The following is a 22,512-nucleotide window of genomic DNA, read 5'->3' as shown; positions in this document are numbered from 1 at the left end:
CTGCGCACAGGCTAGCTTATACGCCTGTTTTGATATCTTCCATATGATACTTGTCGATAAGAGAATATAGAGTCGGACGCGTCACACCGAGTAACTCTGCGGTACGTGACATGTTTTTCTCTGATAAATGATAAGCGCGACGAATCGCTTTACTCTCAGCTAGCTCCCTCACTTCGCGTAAGTTAAGGGTCTCCATTGAGTCGTCTTCTTCTTTTACCATTAGCCCCAAATCGTCTGCTTGAATCATTGTGCCCTCACACAAAATAACAGCGGACTTTAGTTTGTTTTGAAGCTCACGGATATTCCCTGGCCAATTGTGCTGGAGCATCGCTTTGATTGCGGTATCACTGAAGCCTTTTACTTTTGTATTAAACTCTTCGTTGTATTGCGATAAAAACGTACGGGCAAGCAATACAATGTCGTTATCACGATCTCTAAGTGGCGGAATAGTGATAACAATCTCACCGACTCGGTAATATAAATCTTCTCGAAACGTTTGTTCTGCCACCATAGATTGTAAGTTTCGGTGCGTTGCGCAAATTACACGAATATCGACAGGGATTTCGGAGCGACCACCCACGCGTTCAATGACCCTTTCTTGCAAAAAACGTAGCATTTTAGCTTGTAAACCAAGTGGCATATCGCCAATTTCATCTAGGAATAATGTACCGCCTTGTGCCGTTTCAATTTTTCCGAGTGTGGTTTTATTTGCGCCGGTGAACGCGCCTTTTTCGTATCCGAATAGTTCACTTTCTAGTAGGTTTTCAGGAATAGACGCGCAGTTGATAGCCACGAATGGCTTATCACGGCGCAAGCTATGATCGTGAATACTGCGTGCAAATACTTCTTTACCCGTGCCACTTTCACCCAATAATAATGTGCTAATGTCCGTTTGCGCGATTTTCTCAGCGCGTCTGCTAGCAAGCTGGATTTGTTCACTATTTCCAATAATCTTGCCCATTGCGGGTGATGCTTTTGCCAGTTGGCGATTTTCCTGCTCTAACTTAAATAAGTTGTTAGCACGATGAACTAAGATTTGAATAGTGTCGGAATCAATAGGCTTCTGATAGAAATCGTATGCACCTAAACTAATGGCTTTTAACGCGTTTTCTTTGTCATTATTCCCGGTTACTACGATCACTTTGGTCTGAGGCGCTAGTGAAAGTATTTCTTCTAACGTGAGCAAGCCTTCAGATGCGTTCGCTGGGTCAGGGGGAAGACCCAAATCAAGTGTGACTACCTTGGGCTCAAAGCGGCGCAATTGTGCAATTGCTGACTGTCTGTCTTCCGCAAAGATAACATCGTACCCCGTCAAGCTCCACTTTAGCTGTTTTTGAATACCTAAATCGTCGTCAACAACTAAGATTTTATCCATGTTTACCTCAATCCGGCCTTATATTCGCTATTCTACTGGCAACGTAAGTGTAAAAGTCGTGCCTACACCCACTTCACTGAAAACCTCCAATTGGCCTCCAGCCTTTTCGATAAAGTTTTTGGCATCGTAAGCACCAATTCCCATTCCAGCGTTACCTTTAGTTGTGTCGAATGGTTTAAAGAGGCGATTGTGAATGAAGCTTTCACTCATCCCTTCGCCGTTATCGATTACTTTTATTATTAGATGCTTATTATTTAGTGACTTGTCTATTTCAATGACAACAAATCCGTCATCGCGGGTGGCTTGTTGTGCATTGTCGATTAGATGATACATGACATTTGAAAATTTCTCTTCATCAATCACGATCTGAAGTTCTTCAATTAAATTTACTTCAGGGATGGGTGACATAGTAGAACATTTTGAATCAACAACGTGATTAATAATTGATGATGCTAGGCATAGGCTGTCCCTTTGCTCTTTTATCTCTTTTTTCTCTGTGAGTTGCCGCAGCATTTTGGTCATTCGCGCTTTGGTATGCTCAAGCGTTTCAAAGGTATCGTCGATAAATTCTGGGTTGTGTTTGTGCTGTTCTGCATTGCATAAGATCAGATCGATTTGTGCCATAACATTTTTCAGATCATGTAATACAAAAGCGGACATACGATTGAATGCGGCAAATTGCGCATTTTCAGCGACCTCTTTTGACGCCTCATAATGAAAAACAAAGCTAGATACCTGTGCAACCACGGCGGTAAGGTAATCTCTGACTTCCCAGTTGAGATTAGGTGAGTTGTCGGCGTCTTTTAAAATGGCCATTCCCCACAACGCACCGTTTTGAAAAATGGGCAGGACCAGTTTGAACTCGCATTGATTCAAGAGAGCGTGGTTGACTTTTAACCCCTCGTAAATGAAAGGTTTATACCGCAATTCTTCAATATCTATGATCCAATTTTTCTCGGCAAAATAGTCGCTAAGGGTTTGTAGCAGTTTGATATCAGAAGACGAAAGTCTGTTGTCGTGAGTATAAGCGACAGGTGTAAAGCGCTGGTTTGACGTCTTAACTAATATGCCGCTCTCGTATTTGATAGCGTTGATTAGCCCTTTTAGTGCAGAGTCGTAAACACCTGAAATGCCTTCTTCTGAAGACTGGAGTGCTTGGGTCAGTTTCACCCACTCTATGCGATAGTCAAATTGATTAGCAAAAAAGTGCTTAGTAATAAATACTTTGATTTTAATGCGAAAGCTATTCGATAAGAAAAGTGAAGCGAGTAAAACAAGTGAAAGCACAACCAGTACGATTTGTACGGTAGACCCCCATTCTCCACCGAAATATTTTACCGCATAACCAGCCAGCGCCATAATGAATAAGTAAGCGCCCGCTACCATGATAAGTGAGCTATGTAGAACAACTTCACGCGAAACAAAGATATCTACGCCCCAATGTTTTATGCGTCGAATTGCAAGGACTAGCAGAGGCACCAGTGCGGCGTACACAAAACCTTTAGCCGCAATGTAGGGTGGGTCAATATGCCCCACCATGGTGGCATTCGCGTAAGACACAAATTCGAGTAAATTGGTTGCGCCTACAAAAAGAATCAGCGGTTTATACTCCCAACGGTTTTCACCCGCTTGGCGAAATATTAATTCCAGTAGTACCAAAATTTGCAACGCAATAATCGTTTGCAGAAGGTAGAGCCAGCTAATTTGGTTTGGATAGATGAAAGGCAAGGCGAATGACAGCAGGCTGGGCGCCAGCATTATTAAGGAAAAAGGCCGCAGCAGCACTTGCGTCAAACTCGTAAAGTTGTCTTTTACGCACCCCAACAAAAAGACAATCCACACAATTTGTTTGATGATGTCCATCCGCAAATAGTGTGTATGGGTAATGGTTCCAAAAAAGAAAGAGACATGGCTAAATGACCAAACCATGGTGACCAAGGATGCCAGCAATAGGAGATGTTTCGCCAGACCTGCTTTTCTGACGGTGAGCAAAAGCAAGGTCAGAAGAAAAAAGCCAATGCCGCTTAACGCAAATCCAATGTCTGCAATCATAGCAATTGCGTGTCCTTATTATTGTTATCTTAATTACGTGTTGATCATGTCACTTGAGGTAAAAATCACAACACGTAATGCGTGTCTTTGCTAGCGCTTTTTAATGACGAGGCTACCAATTGAGTAACCTGCACCAAAAGAACAGAGTACGCCATACTCGCCAGGTTGCATATCTTCATGGTAAAGGTTAAACGCGATAATTGACCCCGCAGAAGCCGTATTAGCAAACTCGTCTAATACAATAGGGGCATTATCTTGGGTGACATCATCGCCAATCAACTTACTGCAAATTAGCTTGTTCATATTGATGTTTGCCTGATGTAACCACCAACGTCTAATGTCTGACGCACCCAAACTGTGTCGTTCAATATGCTCACGAATATGACGAATCGCCATTGGGCAGACTTCTTTAAATACTTTACGCCCTTGTTGATGAAACAATTTGTCAGCTGCGTATGGATCCGTGTCATGCACACGACTAAGATAGCCGAAATTTGAACGGATATTGTTTGAGTATGATGTGACAGCTTTGGTACTTAGAATATTGTATTGATGCTCACTTGTTGCGGTATCCTCTGTTTCCAGAATCATCGCGGTTGCAACATCACCGAAAATAAAATGGCTGTCTCGATCTTTAAAGTTGATTTGTGGCGATGTGAGTTCAGGATTGATCACCAGAACGCATTTTGCCGTATCGGCTTTGATCATTTCATAAGCGCGGTGAACGCCAAATGTAGCAGCCGAGCAGGCTACTAACATATCAAAGCCAAATCCTTTTATCCCCAATTCTGCTTGTACTTCAATGGCAATCGCTGGGTAGGCTCGTTGTGTGTATGCACAAGAAACAATGACCGCATCAATATCGTCTGCTGTTTTATTGGCGGCTTGCATAGCTTTTTTCGCTGCGTGCAGGGCAATTTCGGCCTGATGAGATAACGCAGTTTCTTCGCGCTCTGGGATGACTGGTCGCATCCTTTCAATATCTAAAACGCCCTCTTTTACATACACATAACGGCTCTTTATCCCAGAGGCTTTCTCGATGAACTCCGCACTGGAAAATGGTTTTTCTGCAACTTCGCCGGATAAGATGTCTTGTTCATGCTGACGATTGAACGATTCAGCATAGGCATTGTATGCCGCGACTAATTCTTCGTTGCTGATAGCGTGTTCAGGTTTCCACAGGCCTGAGCCACTGATTACTACCTTTTTTGTCATGATAAATATGCTCGTATTTCAGAATCGACGTAGCTTAGCTATTTATTGGCAAAAAGTCATTGTTGTTAAGGCATTCAACATCATAACAGGGTGTAAATTGCGCAAATTATTTCAGAGCATTCACACTTTATCACTGTTCAACACAATAAATGCTGGCGGGACATGTCAACCTTTTAAAGCACGCAGCGTTGTATCTACACATAGTAATCGTAGCGGTAGTTGCGCCAGTTAACGTTCTGGCACAAATGAAAACGGTAAAATGGAGGGTAGATTGACGTGTTCAATATTGTGGGTGTCTTAATAAAGTATGGTGTAGCCTGCTTTTTGTTATCTGTTGTTACGAATGTCTATGGCTATGCAGGCAAACCTATGGACTGTAGAAATGAAGCGCAACGTTTTCCTCTTTCGGTCATCGCCATCAATAACCCAGAATCCGCCAGACGATTGAGATTATTTGTGTTAGCGAGCCGAGACGCAGAAGCGTCGAACAAGAATGAAGTCGTGTTAAAAAGCCAACTACGAGATGACAGTCGCTATCCCTCTACGTTTCGTTTTTCTGATGCATGTACTTCGCAACAGTACAGCCATTTTAATACTTCCGATACGTATACCTCAGGTTAGCCGCCCGCCGCATCAACTAAAATTGCATGCATCTTCAACGGGTAACATGATTTCTGCCTGTTGGGGTGAAAAAATCACGAAATCACATTTTAAGCTGCGCGCTATTTGCTTTATACTCTCTGCGTTTTTTATTCGGCACCGGACTGTTTTCCGGTAAGCGGGACGCATTATGAAATTTGAATTAGATAATACAGATGGCAAGGCTCGTCGCGGACGCCTTGTTTTTGATCGTGGTGTTGTAGAAACGCCAGCCTTTATGCCTGTGGGTACCTACGGCACAGTAAAAGGCATGACGCCTGAAGAGTTGGAAGATACTGGCGCGCATATTTGTTTGGGTAATACCTTTCACTTGATGCTGAGGCCAGGGACAGAAATCATGCGCCAGCATGGTGATTTGCACGATTTCATGAATTGGAATAAGCCTATTTTAACGGATTCTGGTGGCTTTCAGGTTTTCAGTTTAGGTGATCTTCGTAAAATCACTGAGGAAGGGGTCACTTTCCGTTCGCCTATTAACGGCGAGAAAATTCTACTGACACCGGAAAAATCCATGGAAGTGCAACGTGATTTGGGCTCTGACATCGTTATGATTTTTGACGAGTGTACGCCATATCCTGCTACGGAGGCCGAAGCGCGCCAATCAATGGAGATGTCATTGCGATGGGCTAAAAGAAGTAAAGACGCTCACGGCGATAATCCTTCAGCCTTGTTTGGTATTATCCAAGGTGGCATGTACGAAGGACTTCGAGATGTGTCTTTAGATGGATTGGTTGATATTGGTTTTGACGGTTACGCCATTGGCGGCTTGTCAGTCGGTGAGCCAAAAGAAGATATGATTCGCATACTTGATCACACTGCTGACAAAATCCCGGCTGATAAACCACGCTACCTTATGGGAGTTGGTAAGCCTGAAGATATCGTTGAAGCGGTGCGCCGCGGTGTTGATATGTTCGATTGTGTAATGCCGACACGTAATGCGCGAAATGGCCACTTGTTCGTCACCGAAGGCGTGATTAAAATTCGCAACGCGAAACATAAAACCGACACAAGCCCACTCGACGAAAAATGCGATTGTTACACTTGTAAAAACTATTCTCGTTCATATCTACATCATCTAGACAAATGCAATGAGATTCTTGGTGCACGACTAAACACGATACATAACTTGCGTTATTACCAGCGAGTTATGCAAGGGCTGCGTGATGCAATTGCTGAAAACAAACTCGAAGAGTTTGTTGAAGAGTTTTATGCGCAAAAGAACATGCCGGTACCGGCTTTATAATTACAATAATCAGGGGAAACTATGAGTTTATTTATTTCAAACGCTTACGCACAGTCTGCACCTGCTGGACAGCAAGGTGGCGGATTTGAAATGCTAATTATGCTAGGCGTTTTCGGCTTAATTTTTTATTTCATGCTATATCGTCCGCAAGCAAAGCGTGTAAAAGAGCATAAAAACCTTGTTTCATCGTTGAGCAAAGGCGACGAAGTGCTTACTCAAGGTGGTATGGTAGGTAAAATCACGAAAGTATCAGAAGAGAAGGACTTTATCGAAATTGCATTGAATGACAGCACAAATATTGTGGTTCAAAAAGCATCGATTAGTGCAGTGCTACCCAAAGGGACAATGAAGTCTATTTAATATCTCCTAATACAAGCGGACGTCTGTCCGCTTGTTGCATTTAGAGGAAGGAATTTTTGTGTTAAATCATACTCCGCTGTGGAAATACCTAATGGTTACCTTTGTCGTAGCCTTTACAGCGCTTTATGCCTTGCCAAATTTATACGGTGAAGATTATGCCGTACAGATTTCTGCTGGCAGAGACGCTGAGGTAAATACACAACTTATTGATCGTGTTAACGACGAGCTTGGCTCTCTTAACATTCAACCCAAACGCATTACGCTGGAAGACGAGCATATTCTTGTTCGCTTAAATGATGATGCAACTCAGCGTTTAGCGCGCGAGCGTTTAGAAAAGTCGCTTGGTAGCGACTACTTCGTCGCAATGAACCTTGCACCAGACACGCCATCTTGGTTAGAAAACATAGGTGGCTCACCGATGAAGCTCGGGTTGGATTTACGTGGTGGTGTACATTTCTTAATGGAAGTGGACATGAAACAAGCGATCAGTAAATCGCTTGAAGATATTGAAGGCGATTTTAAAACCGCACTACGTGAAGAAAAGTTGCGATATCGCTCGGTAAAAATTGTAGAAGATGGCGTAGATGTTCGCTTTCGTGACGCTGAAACCCTTGATAAAGCGAAGTTTTTCTTACGTAATCGCTACGGAGACTTAGAGTTTACTGAACCGAGCGATCTGACGATTCGTGCTGGTTTTACGCAGCAGCGTCTCGCGCAAGTGAGAGACTATGCAGTTAAGCAAAATATCACGATTATTCGTAATCGTGTGAACCAGTTAGGTGTCGCTGAGCCCGTCGTGCAAAAGCAAGGTGCAGAGCGCATCGTCGTGCAACTTCCTGGGATTCAAGATACAGCGAAAGCAAAGCAAATTCTGAATGCAACAGCGACCCTTGAGTACCGTAAAGTAGATACAGAGCACGACCCGTATGACGCTATGAATGGCCGCGTACCGCCAGGTACAGAGTTGTTTATGCATGAAGGACGTCCAATTCTGCTTGAGAAAAAGGAAATTGTAGCGGGTAGCCATATCATTGACGCCAACAGTGGAGTCGATGAATACGGTAGCCCTCAAGTATCCATTAAACTCGACTCTAAAGGCGGCGCAAAAATGGCGCGCTTTACTAAAGACAACGTTGGTAACCCAATGGCTGTTCTGTTTATCGAATATAAAAGCACGGGCGAGCGTGATGCCGAAGGTAAGTTGATTTTTGAACCAGAGCGTCGTGTTATTAACGTGGCTACCATTCGTGGCGTGTTTGGTGCGTCATTCCAAACTACGGGGTTAGATTCACCTAAAGAAGCCCGTGACTTGTCTCTGTTACTGCGTGCTGGTGCACTAATTGCGCCTATCCAAATCGTAGAAGAACGCACAATTGGTCCAAGTTTGGGTCAGGAAAACATTGACTTAGGTATGCAGGCTATTGTGTGGGGCTTCATTTTTGTACTTGCATTTATGCTAATGTACTACAAGAAGTTTGGCATTGTAGCAAACCTTGCACTGGGCATTAACCTAGTGATGATTGTGGGTGTGATGTCGATGATTCCAGGCGCTACATTAACGCTACCCGGCATGGCTGGCATTGTATTAACCGTGGGTATGGCCGTCGATGCCAATGTTTTGATCTTCGAGCGTATTCGAGAAGAATTACGTGATGGACGAAGCCCGCAACAATCTATACATCATGGTTACGACAGCGCATTCTCAACCATTTTAGATGCCAACATCACCACATTTATCGCTGCACTTATTTTGTTTGCAGTGGGTACCGGGCCGATTAAAGGGTTCTCGATTACGCTAATGATTGGTATCGCGACGTCTATGTTCACGGCCATCATTGTTACGCGTGCTGTTGTGAATGGTGTATGGGGCGGTAAGCGTCTCGAGAAGTTGTCGATTTAGGAGTTAATATGCAGATTTTAAAATTAAATGAAACCATTTCATTTATGTCGCTGCGTATTCCAGCGATGATTTTTTCAGGGATTTTGTTGATCGCATCTATAGCATCTTTAAGCATCAATCAGCTGAACTGGGGCTTGGACTTTACCGGCGGTACGGTGATTGAAATCGGCTTTGATGAAGCCGCTGATTTAAATGACATTCGCCAAAAATTGTCTGGGTCAGGTTTTGATGATGCGGTAGTTCAGAACTTTGGAAGCAGTGAAGCCGTACTCATTCGCCTTGCGCCTCGCGAGGGTAAGAAGTCTAGCGAGCTGAGTAACGAGGTGATCGATGCGTTAGGTATTGGTTTAGATAACGTGCGCCGTGTTGAGTTTGTTGGCCCAAGTGTAGGACAGGAGCTGACAGAGCAAGGCGGCTTGGCGATGCTAGTGGCCCTTATCTGTATTCTGATTTACGTCGCGATGCGTTTCGAATGGCGATTTGCACTAGGTTCTGTTTCGGCACTTGCCCACGACGTTATCATTACGTTGGGTATGTTTTCTATATTCAACATTGAGTTTGACCTAACAGTACTTGCAGCGGTGCTAGCGGTAATTGGTTATTCACTAAATGATACAATCGTTGTGTCAGACCGTATTCGTGAAAACTTCCGTAAAATACGTAAATCTGAAGTAGAAGAAATTATTAATATTTCTCTTACACAAACGTTGAATCGTACAATTGTAACGTCACTTACCACAATCCTAGTATTGCTGGCACTGTTCTTCTTAGGCGGTGCGTTGATACACGGGTTTGCGACAGCACTGTTGTTTGGTGTAATCATCGGTACGTATTCTTCAATTTACGTGGCAAGCTTAGTCGCGCTTCAATTGGGAATTAGCCGTGAAGACTTAATCCCAACAGAAGTGGAAAAAGAAGGTGCAGACCTTGACCCAATGCCTTGATTTCATGATCAAATGAGATTGCATTTTTAACTGAAAAAACCAGCGCATGTCGCTGGTTTTTTTATTCTGAATGGAATTATTTAGTTTACGTATTTAATGCGATAGCTTTGTGCCTATTTTCATGCCTGATCGTTACACACACTTTATACATTATTTAATAATATCAATTGGTTAGTTACTATTTCATCTGACTATAACGTTAATAGTCAAATATTTTGGGACTGTTTTAGGTTAATTGCGTTACAAGCATATTCAGAGGGGCATGTTTTCTTTTGGCCCTAACGCCGTGTATTCAAATGAACGGAGGAATGAATGTGATTCAAATAAAACGCAAGCAAAATAAGATACGACAGGTCTATCGTTGGAGTTGGCTAGCGACATCTTTTATGTCGTTGGGCATGACTTCCAATGCATACAGTTTTGAGCCTACGAACAAAATTACCGTCGACATGTTAGTTGATGAATTAACAGACGCGCATCGCAGTCGTTATTTGTCAGGGGATGTTGATGGTAATGGCGTTAATGACCTTATAAAAATTTTTCACGATGACGTAAATATTCGTGTGGGCGATGACGCTGCAAGTAGCGCAACAGTATGGCTGAGAAATGGAGCAACTGGAATACAGGAAACAACAAGTATTTCTTGGGTGGGAGCTTGGTCTGATGTAGGTGCAAGTGATGACCGGCATTTTTTGATGCTTGATGTAAATGGTGATCAAACAGACGAAATTGTTGAAATTTGGCAAGCTGGAGGAGGGGCGAACGCATCGGCTTGGAAATGGAACGGTGAAAAATTTGTCTGGATGAACCAGAACTTGGGCCCTGCTGGAGTAGGCGCATGGAGTGATCGCAGCGGGGACGAGTCGAGGCGTTATCTCGGTGGTGACTTTAATGGAGATGGCCGTGAAGATCTTATTGAAATTTGGAAGTCAGATCGTGCTGAAAATGCGACCGAAATTACCATATGGGCCAGCAAACCTGACAGACTTTTTGCTTTTGATAGACGGCAAACCATAAATCATAAATGGGTAAATACTAATCAACCTGATACAACACAATACTTTGTAGACGATATTGATAATGATGGTGTAGACGATCTTATTTCGATTGAAAAAGAAGCTGCAACTGGCGGTGCTAAAGCAACGCTTTATAAAAATAAAAATGGTGAGTTTCAAAACTTTGCCATGGGGAGTGTAGGGAACTGGGTCAGTGCCAAGGATGCATCAGGTTTCTATTTACTTGATGCGAATGGAAACGGTAAAGTAGATATCGTATCTATGGCTGATAATCGCATGTCGATATGGGAGTGGAAGGATGAAACGTTCGCGTTTTTCTCTCAGCAACTCGTTGGATACAATGCCTCTCCAGATCAAACGCTTTTCCCACATTATTTAGGATTATTACCATTAAATAATGAAAACGCACCCGATGATTTGTTTGCGTTTCACGTAAATCAAAATCAGCAATTTGCAACACTGTGGCAAAATAGAAGCCCCAACCAAACACTGTGTAATTCTAATAAGGCGTTAGCGGATGATTTAATACAGAGTCAGTCTGTTTTTGTATCTGTTAGCGGGAACGATGAAAACTCAGGGTTGGCTAATTCACCTGTAGCGACGGTGTCTCAAGCACAATGTATTGTTAGAAATTTGCGCAGTGCAGGTGTTGCTGGAACCATTCGAGTCAAAATTGCTGCGGGTGATTATAAGCTAACTGATACTGTCGTATTTGGTTTAGCAGACGGGGGGGATGGGAATAACCATACAGTGTATGAAGCGGCAGATCCTAATAACAAACCTGTTTTTCATTCTGATGTGAGCGTGCAGGGATGGGAGCGCGTTGATGCACATCCGTTTTTGAATTCTAATGCGCTAGGGCATGTTTATTCTGCGCCGATTCCCGAAGAGTTAGGCCGCATCTATACGTTGCATGCTGATGGTGTGATGTTGCCAAATTCAATGCATAGTTTTTCTTCAGAGATATCATTTCAAGATGAAAATTATGATTTCAACGCAAACCCATTAAAACAACATTTGTTTACTCCCGATAAGGTCATGGAGGAGCTTTATCCAGAACTGACATCGAGAGAGGTCGGTGATATTGAATTAGGCATTTATCCCCGTCAGAAATGGATGTATTCACGAGCAAAAATCAAAGACTTTAAGTCGTCTGAGCATGACCTAAACGGCGATGCATATACCACTGATGTTTACCTTCGCATGCAATCCTTTAATGTGCATGCTCCTCATTACAACCATACTTCTATCAGTGGTCGAAACCCAATTCTTATTGACCGTCCGCTTCCAACGGGTATGACATCAAGCATCATTCATCGAGAAGACGGCATTCGTTTGTTCAATTCACTGACTTATCTTCAGGAAGGTGAATGGGCGGTTGATACCCGCGAAGGCAAAATATATTACTGGCCGGAAGGCGGAAATATTCAAAATCATATTTCAGCTCCTGCGCTGAGAGAACTCTTTCGCATAGAGGGAATAGTTAATACGCAAGACTGCTTTATTGATCAGATGAACGGGTTTACGTGTTCAAACTTAGATGTGCCAGTCAAGAATATCCATTTTAAGAATTTAGTCTTTACGCGCGCTGAAAGAGGCTATCACGAGTGGGGAGAAGCGACAACGCATTCTGAACAAGCGATCTATGATAAAGACAATGCTGCTCTAAGATTTCGAGGCGCTGAAAATATCACGGTTGATGGCGTTGAAATTTACAATACGTCAGGGAACGGTATTCGCTTAGATTTGCATAGCCAGAATATTTCAATTGTAAACAGCCATATTCATCATGTGGGGAAAACAGGTATCGCAGTGATTGGTTATGGGCCTGGTATCAAAAACGCGAATAAAAATAACCTGATTGAGAATAATAACATTCATGATATGGGGCTATTGCACAGAATGGGACAAGCTATTTTGCTCACTCAGACGCAAAACACCAAGGTGCTCCATAACAAGATTTATAATACACCATTTAATGGTATTTCAATTACTGGTTTTCGCTACGGCGTAGGGAGCAGACTATACAATATACCTGCATTAGGAGAGGAAATGACACCACAAGCGCCGACATATGAAGGGTTTATTGCTAACCCTGAATATCAAGCGCTGAGAGTGGGGGATATTCCATGGTTTTTGCGGGGGCGTGTGGCGCAAGGTGAGCCTATTAGGTCATTGCCAGCTCTTTCAATGACGCTTACGCAAGGTATTGAAGTAGCGTATAACGAACTGAGTAATGTGGCTACTGATCTTGGCGATACTAACGCCATTTATATCAATACGACGCGTGGCTATGTTGAACAAGACAATGCATGGCCCCAACCTGGAACCCCAGTGCCAAACCCGAAGGAACTGGTTGACGATGATAGCTTAATTTACGTTCATCATAATTATATTCACTCAATGCCCGATGGAGAGAAAAGTACTGCCATTAGGGCGGATTTCGCCCAGCTTTACGCGAAAATAACCCATAACATTCTGTACGATTTAGAGAATGAGGGAGGAATTGATTTCGCGAAATTTACTGAGGTGGTGAACAATTATATTGTTGATGTGAGAGGGTCTAAAAATAATGGCTATCACAAATATTATTTAAAGCTGCATCAGGATGGCGGGCTCCATCACGCCACTGTACGCAATAATGTTGTGTTGAATCTATCAGATAAAGATACACATACTATTGCGGGTGTGAAAGGACCTGATTTACGAAACGGAAATAATATTTGGTCTATTAGAGAGGGCATGGATATTGGCAGCAATCTTTATTTTCGCCAAGAATTGCAGAATGAGTTTAATCAACAAACAACCTGTACAGATTCTTCGAGTGCATTGAACAATTGTTTTGTAAATTGGTTAAATGGTGCGCCTGTTGCTGGTAATGAGATTGGCTTTATTGCAGTAAATGAAGACGACTTTACGACAACGGAAGAGTTTGAATTAGCAAAGGAAGCCCACTTAAAGAACGAAGACACGTTCGCACAAAATGTGGGGCTTATTGCTAACGATGAACGTGCTGAAAATTACCGATATTGGTGGGAATTCCGAAATATTCGTGATTACTGGTCTCGTTTTGATCGTGGTGTCTTTAACCCTAACAATAACGACCAGTATGCAGATCCTTTGTTTCTAGCATTAGGTAAACAACCGAACGGGTTTGTGCTGAGTGCTAACTCTCCTGTACATGACATGGGCATAGAGCCTCTTGATGTGATGGAGATGGGATTAAAACAACAATTGGTTGAGTTTGATGTTGAGTTTATGCCGATTAATTCAAAGAAAGATAAGCATGAATAAGCGCATGTTTTAGACATCATGCACATGGAAAAGTAAAAGGGAGGCATTTGCCTCCCTTGTCTATTTATTCAGTGTCTAAGCAACGTATCATCGTTAGTCTTTAAGCTGAAGTACCAGCTCTCGAACAACTTTTGGACCGCCAGCAACGATTTCACCTTTTTGCATGTTGTCGTTACCGCCTGCAAAATCCGTTACCAAGCCGCCAGCTTCACGTACAAGTAGTTCACCTGCTGCTGTATCCCACGGTTTAATGCCACGTTCCCAATAACCATCAAAACGGCCTGCTGCAACATAGGCTAAATCAAGGGCTGCTGAACCACCGCGGCGAATGTCACCACACTGGTTGAAAATGCTAGTAAAGCTTTTCATGTAGCTTTCAAGACGGCCTTTGTTTTTAAACGGCAATGCTGTCGCTAGCACTGTGCCGCGAAGTTCGCGAGGGCTGTTTGCACGAATGCGGAAGCCATTTAATTGTGCGCCTTGACCGCGACTGGCTGTGAACAACTCACCTCGAATTGGATCAAAGATCACGGCTTGATCTAACTTGCCTTTATGCATAAGGGCAATAGATACAGCGAAATGAGGAATGCCTTTAATGAAGTTAGTTGTGCCGTCGAGAGGGTCGATTACCCATTTGAACTCTTCGTTGCCTTCTACAACACCGCCTTCTTCACCGACGAAGCTGTGCTCAGGGTAAGATTGCTGGATTTTCTTAATGATCGCTTCTTCTGCTTCACGGTCGATTCTTGTAACGTAATCGTTTTCACCTTTCACTTGCGTCATTAGGTCGTCACGATTTTCAAAACCACGGACAATGATTGAGCCCGCCACGCGCGCAGCGCGCACCGCAATATTCAGCATAGGATGCATAGAAAAACCACCAATTTTAAAAGAACGTTTAAAAAAAATTGTCGCAGTGAAACCACTGCCGCTCACGCGCTGTTCACTTAGTGAGCAAAAATGCGGCGCGCAGTCTATCAATTTCCTGAATAAATGCAAGAAGATTTTATCTTATACTTAACTTATTGGTGGCCGAGAGTCGCGTAGCCTCATCAAAATGTGTTACTATTTTCGGTTTAGTCCAATCAATCTGTCACACAGTAGAAGTCGATATCAATGTCAGAAACAAACTTGCTCGATAACATTAAAATTGTCTTGGTTAATACGTCGCACACCGGAAACATCGGCTCTGCCGCTCGCGCGATGAAGACCATGGGATTGTCACAACTTGTTTTGGTTGACCCTGTAAAAGCACCTGATGGACATGCCAGTGCAATGGCGGCTGGAGCAGGCGATATTCTTGGCAATGTTCAAACTGTCGACACGCTAGAGGAAGCGGTAAAAGATTGTGGTCTTGTGGTGGGTACCAGTGCTCGCTCTAGAACGCTACCGTGGCCGATGTTAGAGCCGCGAGAGTGCGGAGAAAAGTTCATCGCTGAAGTACCTCAATACCCAGTGGCGCTGGTATTTGGTCGCGAAAATAGCGGGCTAACGAATGAAGAGCTTCAACTTTGTCATTTTCATGTGTGTATTCCCGCTAACCCTGAATACAGTTCACTGAACCTAGCTGCCGCAGTGCAAACCTTGTGCTATGAAATTCGTATGGCGTTTTTGAACAAAACCCGTATTGCACCCGTAGAAGAGGAATACCCTTTATCAGATGATCTTGAGCGTTTTTATGTGCACTTAGAAAAGACATTAAAAGCGACGCAGTTTATTGTGCCAAAACATCCTGGCATGGTAATGACAAAGTTGCGTCGATTATTCAATCGTGCGAGGCCAGAGAGTCAGGAGCTCAATATTCTTCGCGGCATATTGGCGTCAATAGATAAAGCGACGGGGCGCAAAGGCTAGCCATGTTTAACAGCATACGCGACGATATTCAGAGCGTATTTCATCGTGATCCGGCTGCGCGCTCTACTTGGGAAGTATTGACCAACTACCCTGGCTTGCATGCTATTTGGTTGCATCGATTGTGCCATCGACTATGGCGAAAAGAGTGGTTTTGGTTGGCGCGCACCATCTCCACTTTTTCACGATGGTTAACTGGCATCGAAATTCACCCTGGAGCAACCATTGGTCGACGATTTTTTATCGATCATGGTATGGGGGTCGTCATCGGCGAGACCGCAGAAATAGGTGACGATGTGACCTTGTATCATGGGGTGACGTTGGGCGGAACCTCGTGGCGGGCAGGCAAGCGACACCCAACATTGCAGAACAATGTTGTAGTGGGCGCGGGAGCGAAGATTCTCGGCCCGATAACAATCAGTAAGTTTGCCAAAGTAGGCTCTAATTCTGTCGTTGTTAAAGATGTGCCTGAATATGCCACCGTTGTAGGGATTCCGGGGCGCGTAGTGATGCAAAAATCTGAAAAAGATCAGGAAAAAAATAATCAGCGTGATAGAATCGCGCGCAAATATGGGTTCGATGCCTATGCCGTATCGCCCGACAATCCAGATCCCGTCGCCAATGCCATTGGTGCGATGCTTGAACATGTTCATCTCATCGACACAAAAGTTGAGGAAATGTGTAAAGAAATCAACAAGATGGGTGGGAGTGTTTGTGGTGATGCATTGCCGTCTATCGACGTAGACGCGCTGAGAGAGTCGGGGCTAGCCTTCCCACCTGAAGAGGTGCCTGATGAATTTGATCCCAAGATCTAGTTCATTACAAATTGCTCTATCTTAGAACATCAAAGCACGAATACTTGACTAAAATACTAGGTTAAATACTTGACTAAATTAGTCGGGTATGTGACTATTTACCTCAATTCAATGTCGGGTAAATGTTATGAAGCTAACGTCAAAAGGTCGTTACGCCGTTACGGCGCTCTTAGATGTCGCACTGCATGCGCAAAGAGGGCCAGTGCCGTTGGCAGACATATCTGAGCGACAAGAAATATCGCTTTCTTATTTAGAACAGTTATTTTCTCGTTTACGTAGAGAAAAATTGGTTGAAAGCGTTCGCGGTCCCGGTGGTGGTTACCGCTTAGGTCGCGGTGCTGACCACATCTCAATAGGCGAAGTCATTCGCGCTGTTGATGAGTCTGTTGATGCAACTCGTTGTCAGGGGCAAGCAGACTGTCAGGGGGGCATGCGTTGCTTAACGCACACGCTTTGGCAAGATCTAAGCGAACGTATCAGTCTATTTTTAGACAGCATCACCCTTGGCGAACTTATGGCAAAAAATGAAGTGCAAGAAGTCGCCGACAGGCAAGACCGAAATAAACAATTAAATCATATAGTTGCAAATGAAATTGAAGTTAGTTTGCAGTTGTAACCGGAGCAAGAAATGAGCGAGTTAAAGCTACCTATCTATCTTGACTATTCTTCAACAACACCTGTTGACCCTCGTGTTGCTGAAAAAATGATGCAGTGCCTGACTCAGGATGGCAACTTTGGTAACCCTGCATCCCGCTCTCACCGTTTTGGTTGGCAGGCAGAAGAAGCGGTAGATATCGCTCGTAACCAGATTGCAGAGTGTGTAAACGCCGATCCTCGTGAGATTGTTTTTACGTCTGGCGCAACAGAAGCCGACAACCTAGCTATCAAAGGTGCTGCGCATTTCTATGGTAAAAAGGGTAAGCACATTATCACGGTAAAAACGGAGCACAAAGCCGTACTTGATACATGTCGCCAATTAGAGCGTGAAGGTTTCGAAGTGACTTACATGGAGCCAGAAGCGAATGGCTTGATCGATATCGAGAAGTTCAAAGCGGCTATTCGTCCAGATACCGTTGTGGCAAGTGTGATGCACGTTAATAACGAGATTGGTGTCGTTCAAGATATCAAAACCCTTGGCGAAATCTGCCGTGAAAACAAAATTATTTTTCATGTAGACGCTGCGCAAAGTGTCGGCAAAGTTGACATCGATCTGCAAGAATTGAAAGTTGACTTGATGGCGTTTTCAGCCCATAAGATTTACGGTCCAAAAGGTATTGGTGCACTTTATGTGCGCAGAAAGCCTCGTATTCGCCTTGAAGCGCAGATGCACGGTGGTGGTCATGAGCGTGGTATGCGTTCAGGTACGCTTCCTACTCATCAAATTGTGGGTATGGGGGAAGCTTTCCGTCTGGCAAAATTAGAATTAGAGAAAGACCGCGAACATGCGGTTAAGCTTCGTGATCGTTTGTGGAACGGCATTAAAGAAATTGAAGCGGTGTACGTCAACGGTGATATGGAGCAGCGCGTTGCGCAAAACCTTAACGTTAGCTTTGCATACGTGGAAGGTGAGTCTTTGATTATGGCATTGAAAGACATGGCTGTTTCGTCAGGCTCAGCGTGTACATCGGCAAGCCTTGAACCGTCTTACGTATTACGTGCACTTGGCTTAAGTGACGAATTGGCACATAGCTCTATTCGATTCAGCGTAGGGCGTTTTACGACGGAAGAAGAAATTGATTATGTCGTGAGTGTTATTCAAAACGCGATCGAGAAACTACGTGAAATGTCTCCGCTTTGGGAAATGTACAAAGACGGTGTTGATTTAGACAAAGTTGAGTGGGTTCACCACTAATTCATTTATTCTGTATGCGAGAGGCCAGCCTCTCGTCACAATTGAGGTAACCGATCATGGCTTACAGTGACAAGGTAATTGACCACTACGAAAATCCACGCAATGTAGGTGGATTTGACAAGAATGACCCAGCAGTCGCAACTGGAATGGTAGGCGCACCAGCATGTGGTGACGTAATGAAGCTACAAATTAAAGTAGGTGACAACGGTGTAATCGAAGACGCGAAGTTTAAAACGTATGGTTGCGGTTCTGCAATTGCGTCGAGCTCTTTGGTGACAGAGTGGGTGAAAGGTAAAACGCTAGACGAAGCGACCCAAATCAAAAACACCGACATAGCGGAAGAACTCGCGCTACCGCCAGTAAAAATTCACTGTTCAATTCTAGCCGAAGATGCAATTAAAGCAGCAGTTGAAGATTACAAAACCAAACACCAGAATTAATTTAGCGATTAGTCGTCAACAAAGGAGCAGTACGTGGCCATTACAGTAACTGATGCAGCAGCAGCAAGAGCGAGAACCTTTCTTGAAAATAGAGGAAAGGGTATTGGCTTGCGTCTGGGAGTAAAGACCACTGGCTGTTCAGGGCTGGCTTACGTGCTCGAGTTTGTTGACGAACTCAATGCCGATGATGAAGTGTTTGATGCTAATGGCGTGAAAATTATCATTGACGGCAAGAGTTTGGTTTATCTAGATGGTGTGGAGTTAGACTTTAAAAAAGAAGGTCTCAATGAAGGCTTTGAATTCACTAACCCAAATGCCAAAGGTGAGTGTGGCTGCGGCGAAAGTTTTAATGTTTAAGCAGGTTAACCACCTGCTTATTTTTTAGTAGCCCGGTAGTATTAACACCATGAATTACTTTTCACTTTTTAATCTTCCCGTCTCTTTTCATCTTGATATGGCGGCGTTAAGTAAAGCGTACCAAACACTGTCTCAGCTAACGCACCCAGACAAATTTGCGGCAGCCAGCGAATCAGAAAAAGCGCTTGCAGTGCAAAAAAACGCCATGATCAATGACGCATATTCAGTGTTAAAGAAGCCTTTGCCTCGAGCAGAGCATATGTTGAGCTTGCGTGGCGTTGAGTTGCAACATGAACAACAAACTATGCAAGACCCAGCGTTTTTGATGCAGCAGATGGAATGGCGAGAGCAGCTTGATGAAGTTAACACGGCAGAAGATCCTCTAGATGCGTTAGAAGAGCTGCAAGAAGAAATTCTTCAGCAAAAGTCATCGCACCTCAAAAGGCTAGCATCATTACTAGAAAAAGATGACGAATCTCATAATACAGATGCTGCTGATGAAATTCGCAAGTTAAAGTTTTTATTCAAGCTTTTAAGTGAAATAGAAAATAAAGAAGACGCATTATCGTTTTGATGAGCGCCTTGTTTAACTAAAAATTACAGGCTTAGTTAAATGGCACTATTACAAATTGCAGAACCCGGACAAATGGCTGCGCCGCATGAGCGTAAATTAGCCGTCGGTATTGATTTAGGGACAACTAACTCACTGGTTGCGACCGTGAGAAGCGGTGTTACTGAAACGCTTCCAGATGCAGAAGGTGAAAGTGGCCTGCCTTCGGTGGTGCAATATGCAGAAAATGCAATTATCGTTGGGCGCAGGGCATTGACCAGCGCAAGCCAAGATCCTGAGAATACAATCGTCTCGGTGAAACGCTTTTTAGGTCGAGGAATTGAAGACATTAAAAAAGCGTACCCAAACCTTCCGTATCATTTTGTTGGCAGTGATAGCGCTCATCCATCTATTGCTGTGCGTGATAAAACCGTTAATCCAATCGAAGTCTCGGCTGAAATTCTTAAAACGTTGAAAGCGCGTGCGAATGAATCGTTGGGTGACGAGTTAGTCGGGGCGGTGATCACCGTACCTGCATACTTCGACGACGCGCAGCGTCAGGGGACAAAAGATGCGGCAACGTTAGCGGGATTGAACGTACTTCGTCTACTCAATGAGCCTACCGCAGCAGCCATTGCCTATGGTTTAGACTCGGGGCAAGAGGGTGTAATTGCGGTTTATGACCTTGGCGGCGGTACGTTTGATATTTCGATTTTGCGTCTTTCTAAAGGCGTGTTCGAAGTCTTAGCGACTGGCGGAGATTCGGCGCTCGGTGGTGATGATTTTGATCATCTTCTTGTTGACTTTATTCGTGAGAAAGCAGGATTACCCGAGCAACTTTCATCGCGCTTGCATCGCCGACTTATCGATCAGGCTAAGATGGTTAAAGAAGGACTGAGTTTTGACTCAGTTGCAACGGCATCTTTCGAAGATGACAGCCAAGCACAGCATGATGTTTTAGTAAGCTGCGTAGACTTTGAAAAGCTAATCGAACCACTCGTTAAACAGACATTGCGAGCGTGTAAACGTGCGGTCAAAGATGCAGAAATTGAAATCGACGACGTGCTTGAAGTTGTTATGGTGGGAGGTTCAACACGCATCCCCTATGTTCGAGACAAAGTCGGCAGCATGTTTGGCAAAACGCCTTTAACGTCAATCGATCCTGATAAAGTGGTGGCAATGGGGGCAGCCATTCAGGCAGATATTTTGGCAGGTAATAAGCCTGACTCAGACATGCTTTTGCTTGATGTATTGCCTCTTTCCTTGGGTATCGAAACCATGGGCGGCTTGACTGAAAAAATCATTCCACGCAATACTACGATTCCTGTTGCTAAAGCCCAAGAGTTCACCACATTTAAAGATGGTCAAACAGCCATGATGATTCATGTGGTCCAGGGGGAGAGAGAACTGATTTCTGATTGCCGTTCGCTTGCAAAGTTTACGTTGCAGGGTATTCCGCCAATGACTGCTGGCGCTGCGCACATTCGTGTCACGTTCCAGGTTGATGCCGATGGCCTACTTAGTGTGACCGCGATGGAAAAGTCTTCAGGCGTACAAGCAAACATTGAAGTTAAACCGTCTTTTGGTCTTGAAGAATCACAGATTGCTGACATGTTGAAGTCATCAATGGAGCATGCAAAAGAAGATATGCAGGCCAGAATGCTAAAAGAGCAGCAAGTAGAGGCTTCTCGCGTAGCTGAAACATTACAAGCTGCACTTGCTAAAGACGGCAAAAATTTATTGTCTCAAGAAGAGACGACAACGATAGAGCGAGCGTTGGCTGAAATGCTAGAGCTGGCGCAAGGTAACGATGTTGATGCCATCAAGGGCGCGATAGAACGTGTCGATGCAGCAAGTCAGGTATTTGCTCAACGTCGAATGGACAAATCAATTCAGGCTGCGTTGACGGGGCAAACCGTCGACGATATTTAGTCAAAAAGAGGACAATTGGCATGCCACAAATCATATTTTTACCTCATCCCGAGCTATGCCCAGATGGTGCAGTATTGGAAGCCGAAGAGGGAGCAACAGTACTAGATGTTGCACTACAGAATGGTATTGGTATCGAGCATGCGTGCGAAAAATCGTGCGCGTGTACAACGTGCCATGTTGTAATTAAAGAGGGCTTTGATTCACTGGACGAGAGTGATGAACTTGAAGACGATATGTTAGACAAAGCGTGGGGCCTAGAGCCAGAATCGCGTTTAGGTTGTCAGGCAATTGTCAAAGACGAAAACTTGGTGGTTGAAATCCCCAAATATACCGTCAACCAAGTCAGTGAAGGTCACTAACCTTTCCCAACCTTAGCCGCGAAAGCGGCTTTTTTGTACGAGAAATTAATGAAACGAAATGCTGAGCGAAGCGACATCTGGTTATTGAGTTAACTTTCTCGTTTTGTTGCATGCAACGGCAGTAATGAGCGACCTCAAAGCTTCAGCATTATTTCTCGCTTACAGATACTGCTAATGCGAAGCGACATCTGGTTATTGAGTTAACTTTCTCGTTTTGTTGCGTGCAACGGCTGTAATGAGCGACCTCAAAGCTTCAGCATTATTTCTCGCTTACAGATACTGCTAATGTGTACTAAC

Annotated in this window: 19 protein-coding genes; 15 read left to right on the top strand and 4 right to left on the bottom strand. The window is 44.0% G+C overall.

The window, feature by feature from the left end:
- Positions 1–16 precede the first annotated feature (16 nt).
- The 3 genes from prsR to OE749_RS15570 form a co-directional block, all read right to left on the bottom strand.
- On the bottom strand, positions 17–1,375 hold the full coding sequence (gene prsR, locus OE749_RS15580; protein ID WP_263713400.1) for a PEP-CTERM-box response regulator transcription factor: 1,359 nt from the start codon (positions 1,373–1,375) through the stop codon (positions 17–19).
- Positions 1,376–1,402: 27 nt separating this feature from the next.
- Positions 1,403–3,427 carry an XrtA/PEP-CTERM system histidine kinase PrsK gene (gene prsK, locus OE749_RS15575; RefSeq protein WP_263713399.1) on the bottom strand — a complete coding sequence of 675 codons (2,025 nt, stop codon included), beginning with the start codon at positions 3,425–3,427 and terminating at the stop codon, positions 1,403–1,405.
- 90 nt (positions 3,428–3,517) lie between these two features.
- Positions 3,518–4,642, bottom strand: a complete 1,125-nt coding sequence (locus OE749_RS15570) for a beta-ketoacyl-ACP synthase III (RefSeq protein WP_263713398.1) — start codon at positions 4,640–4,642, stop codon at positions 3,518–3,520.
- A gap of 369 nt (positions 4,643–5,011) precedes the next feature.
- On the opposite strand from OE749_RS15570, the gene OE749_RS15565 reads away from it, so the two are divergent.
- The 6 genes from OE749_RS15565 (at position 5,012) to OE749_RS15540 (ending at position 14,059) form a co-directional block, all read left to right on the top strand.
- Complete coding sequence (locus tag OE749_RS15565; protein ID WP_263713397.1) at positions 5,012–5,263, top strand: hypothetical protein; 252 nt, start codon at positions 5,012–5,014, stop codon at positions 5,261–5,263.
- A gap of 169 nt (positions 5,264–5,432) precedes the next feature.
- Positions 5,433–6,545 carry a tRNA guanosine(34) transglycosylase Tgt gene (tgt, locus tag OE749_RS15560; RefSeq protein ID WP_263713396.1) on the top strand — a complete coding sequence of 371 codons (1,113 nt, stop codon included), beginning with the start codon at positions 5,433–5,435 and terminating at the stop codon, positions 6,543–6,545.
- 21 nt (positions 6,546–6,566) lie between these two features.
- Positions 6,567–6,905 (top strand): preprotein translocase subunit YajC, encoded by a 339-nt coding sequence (gene yajC, locus OE749_RS15555; protein WP_263713395.1) that lies wholly within the window; start codon positions 6,567–6,569, stop codon positions 6,903–6,905.
- A gap of 58 nt (positions 6,906–6,963) precedes the next feature.
- The gene (gene secD, locus OE749_RS15550) at positions 6,964–8,805 is read left to right on the top strand and encodes a protein translocase subunit SecD (RefSeq protein WP_263713394.1); all 1,842 of its coding nucleotides are present in this window, start codon (positions 6,964–6,966) and stop codon (positions 8,803–8,805) included.
- Between the two features lie 8 nt (positions 8,806–8,813).
- Positions 8,814–9,749: a protein translocase subunit SecF gene (secF, locus tag OE749_RS15545; RefSeq protein WP_263713393.1), complete on the top strand. Its 936-nt coding sequence runs from the start codon at positions 8,814–8,816 to the stop codon at positions 9,747–9,749.
- 314 nt (positions 9,750–10,063) lie between these two features.
- Complete coding sequence (locus OE749_RS15540) at positions 10,064–14,059, top strand: right-handed parallel beta-helix repeat-containing protein (protein WP_263713392.1); 3,996 nt, start codon at positions 10,064–10,066, stop codon at positions 14,057–14,059.
- A gap of 93 nt (positions 14,060–14,152) precedes the next feature.
- Here the strand turns inward: OE749_RS15540 and suhB are convergent, their stop codons facing one another.
- A complete protein-coding gene (gene suhB, locus OE749_RS15535) occupies positions 14,153–14,929 on the bottom strand; it encodes an inositol-1-monophosphatase (RefSeq protein WP_263713391.1) in 777 nt (258 codons plus the stop codon).
- A gap of 261 nt (positions 14,930–15,190) precedes the next feature.
- Here suhB and trmJ point away from each other — a divergent pair, with 261 nt between their 5' ends.
- The 9 genes from trmJ to fdx all read left to right on the top strand — a co-directional run bounded on the left by trmJ (position 15,191) and on the right by fdx (position 22,215).
- Entirely contained in the window at positions 15,191–15,913 is a 723-nt protein-coding gene (gene trmJ / locus OE749_RS15530) for a tRNA (cytosine(32)/uridine(32)-2'-O)-methyltransferase TrmJ (RefSeq protein ID WP_263713424.1), read from the top strand.
- 2 nt (positions 15,914–15,915) lie between these two features.
- Positions 15,916–16,725 (top strand): serine O-acetyltransferase, encoded by an 810-nt coding sequence (gene cysE, locus OE749_RS15525; protein WP_263713390.1) that lies wholly within the window; start codon positions 15,916–15,918, stop codon positions 16,723–16,725.
- A 127-nt stretch (positions 16,726–16,852) separates the two neighbouring features.
- Positions 16,853–17,341: a Fe-S cluster assembly transcriptional regulator IscR gene (iscR, locus tag OE749_RS15520; RefSeq protein ID WP_263713389.1), complete on the top strand. Its 489-nt coding sequence runs from the start codon at positions 16,853–16,855 to the stop codon at positions 17,339–17,341.
- A gap of 12 nt (positions 17,342–17,353) precedes the next feature.
- Complete coding sequence (locus tag OE749_RS15515; protein WP_263713388.1) at positions 17,354–18,577, top strand: IscS subfamily cysteine desulfurase; 1,224 nt, start codon at positions 17,354–17,356, stop codon at positions 18,575–18,577.
- A gap of 56 nt (positions 18,578–18,633) precedes the next feature.
- Positions 18,634–19,017, top strand: a complete 384-nt coding sequence (iscU, locus tag OE749_RS15510) for a Fe-S cluster assembly scaffold IscU (RefSeq protein ID WP_263713387.1) — start codon at positions 18,634–18,636, stop codon at positions 19,015–19,017.
- Positions 19,018–19,050: 33 nt separating this feature from the next.
- On the top strand, positions 19,051–19,374 hold the full coding sequence (iscA, locus tag OE749_RS15505; protein WP_263713386.1) for an iron-sulfur cluster assembly protein IscA: 324 nt from the start codon (positions 19,051–19,053) through the stop codon (positions 19,372–19,374).
- Positions 19,375–19,423: 49 nt separating this feature from the next.
- A complete protein-coding gene (gene hscB / locus OE749_RS15500) occupies positions 19,424–19,948 on the top strand; it encodes a co-chaperone HscB (RefSeq protein WP_263713385.1) in 525 nt (174 codons plus the stop codon).
- A gap of 39 nt (positions 19,949–19,987) precedes the next feature.
- Entirely contained in the window at positions 19,988–21,856 is a 1,869-nt protein-coding gene (gene hscA / locus OE749_RS15495) for a Fe-S protein assembly chaperone HscA (protein ID WP_263713384.1), read from the top strand.
- 20 nt (positions 21,857–21,876) lie between these two features.
- Entirely contained in the window at positions 21,877–22,215 is a 339-nt protein-coding gene (gene fdx, locus OE749_RS15490; RefSeq protein ID WP_263713383.1) for an ISC system 2Fe-2S type ferredoxin, read from the top strand.
- Positions 22,216–22,512 lie beyond the last annotated feature (297 nt).

It is taken from the genome of Fluctibacter corallii, from assembly GCF_025751585.1.
Classification (GTDB): Bacteria; Pseudomonadota; Gammaproteobacteria; order Enterobacterales; family Alteromonadaceae; genus Fluctibacter_A; species Fluctibacter_A corallii.
Note: the sequence above shows the minus strand (reverse complement) of the source record. Positions and strands in the feature narration are given on the sequence as shown.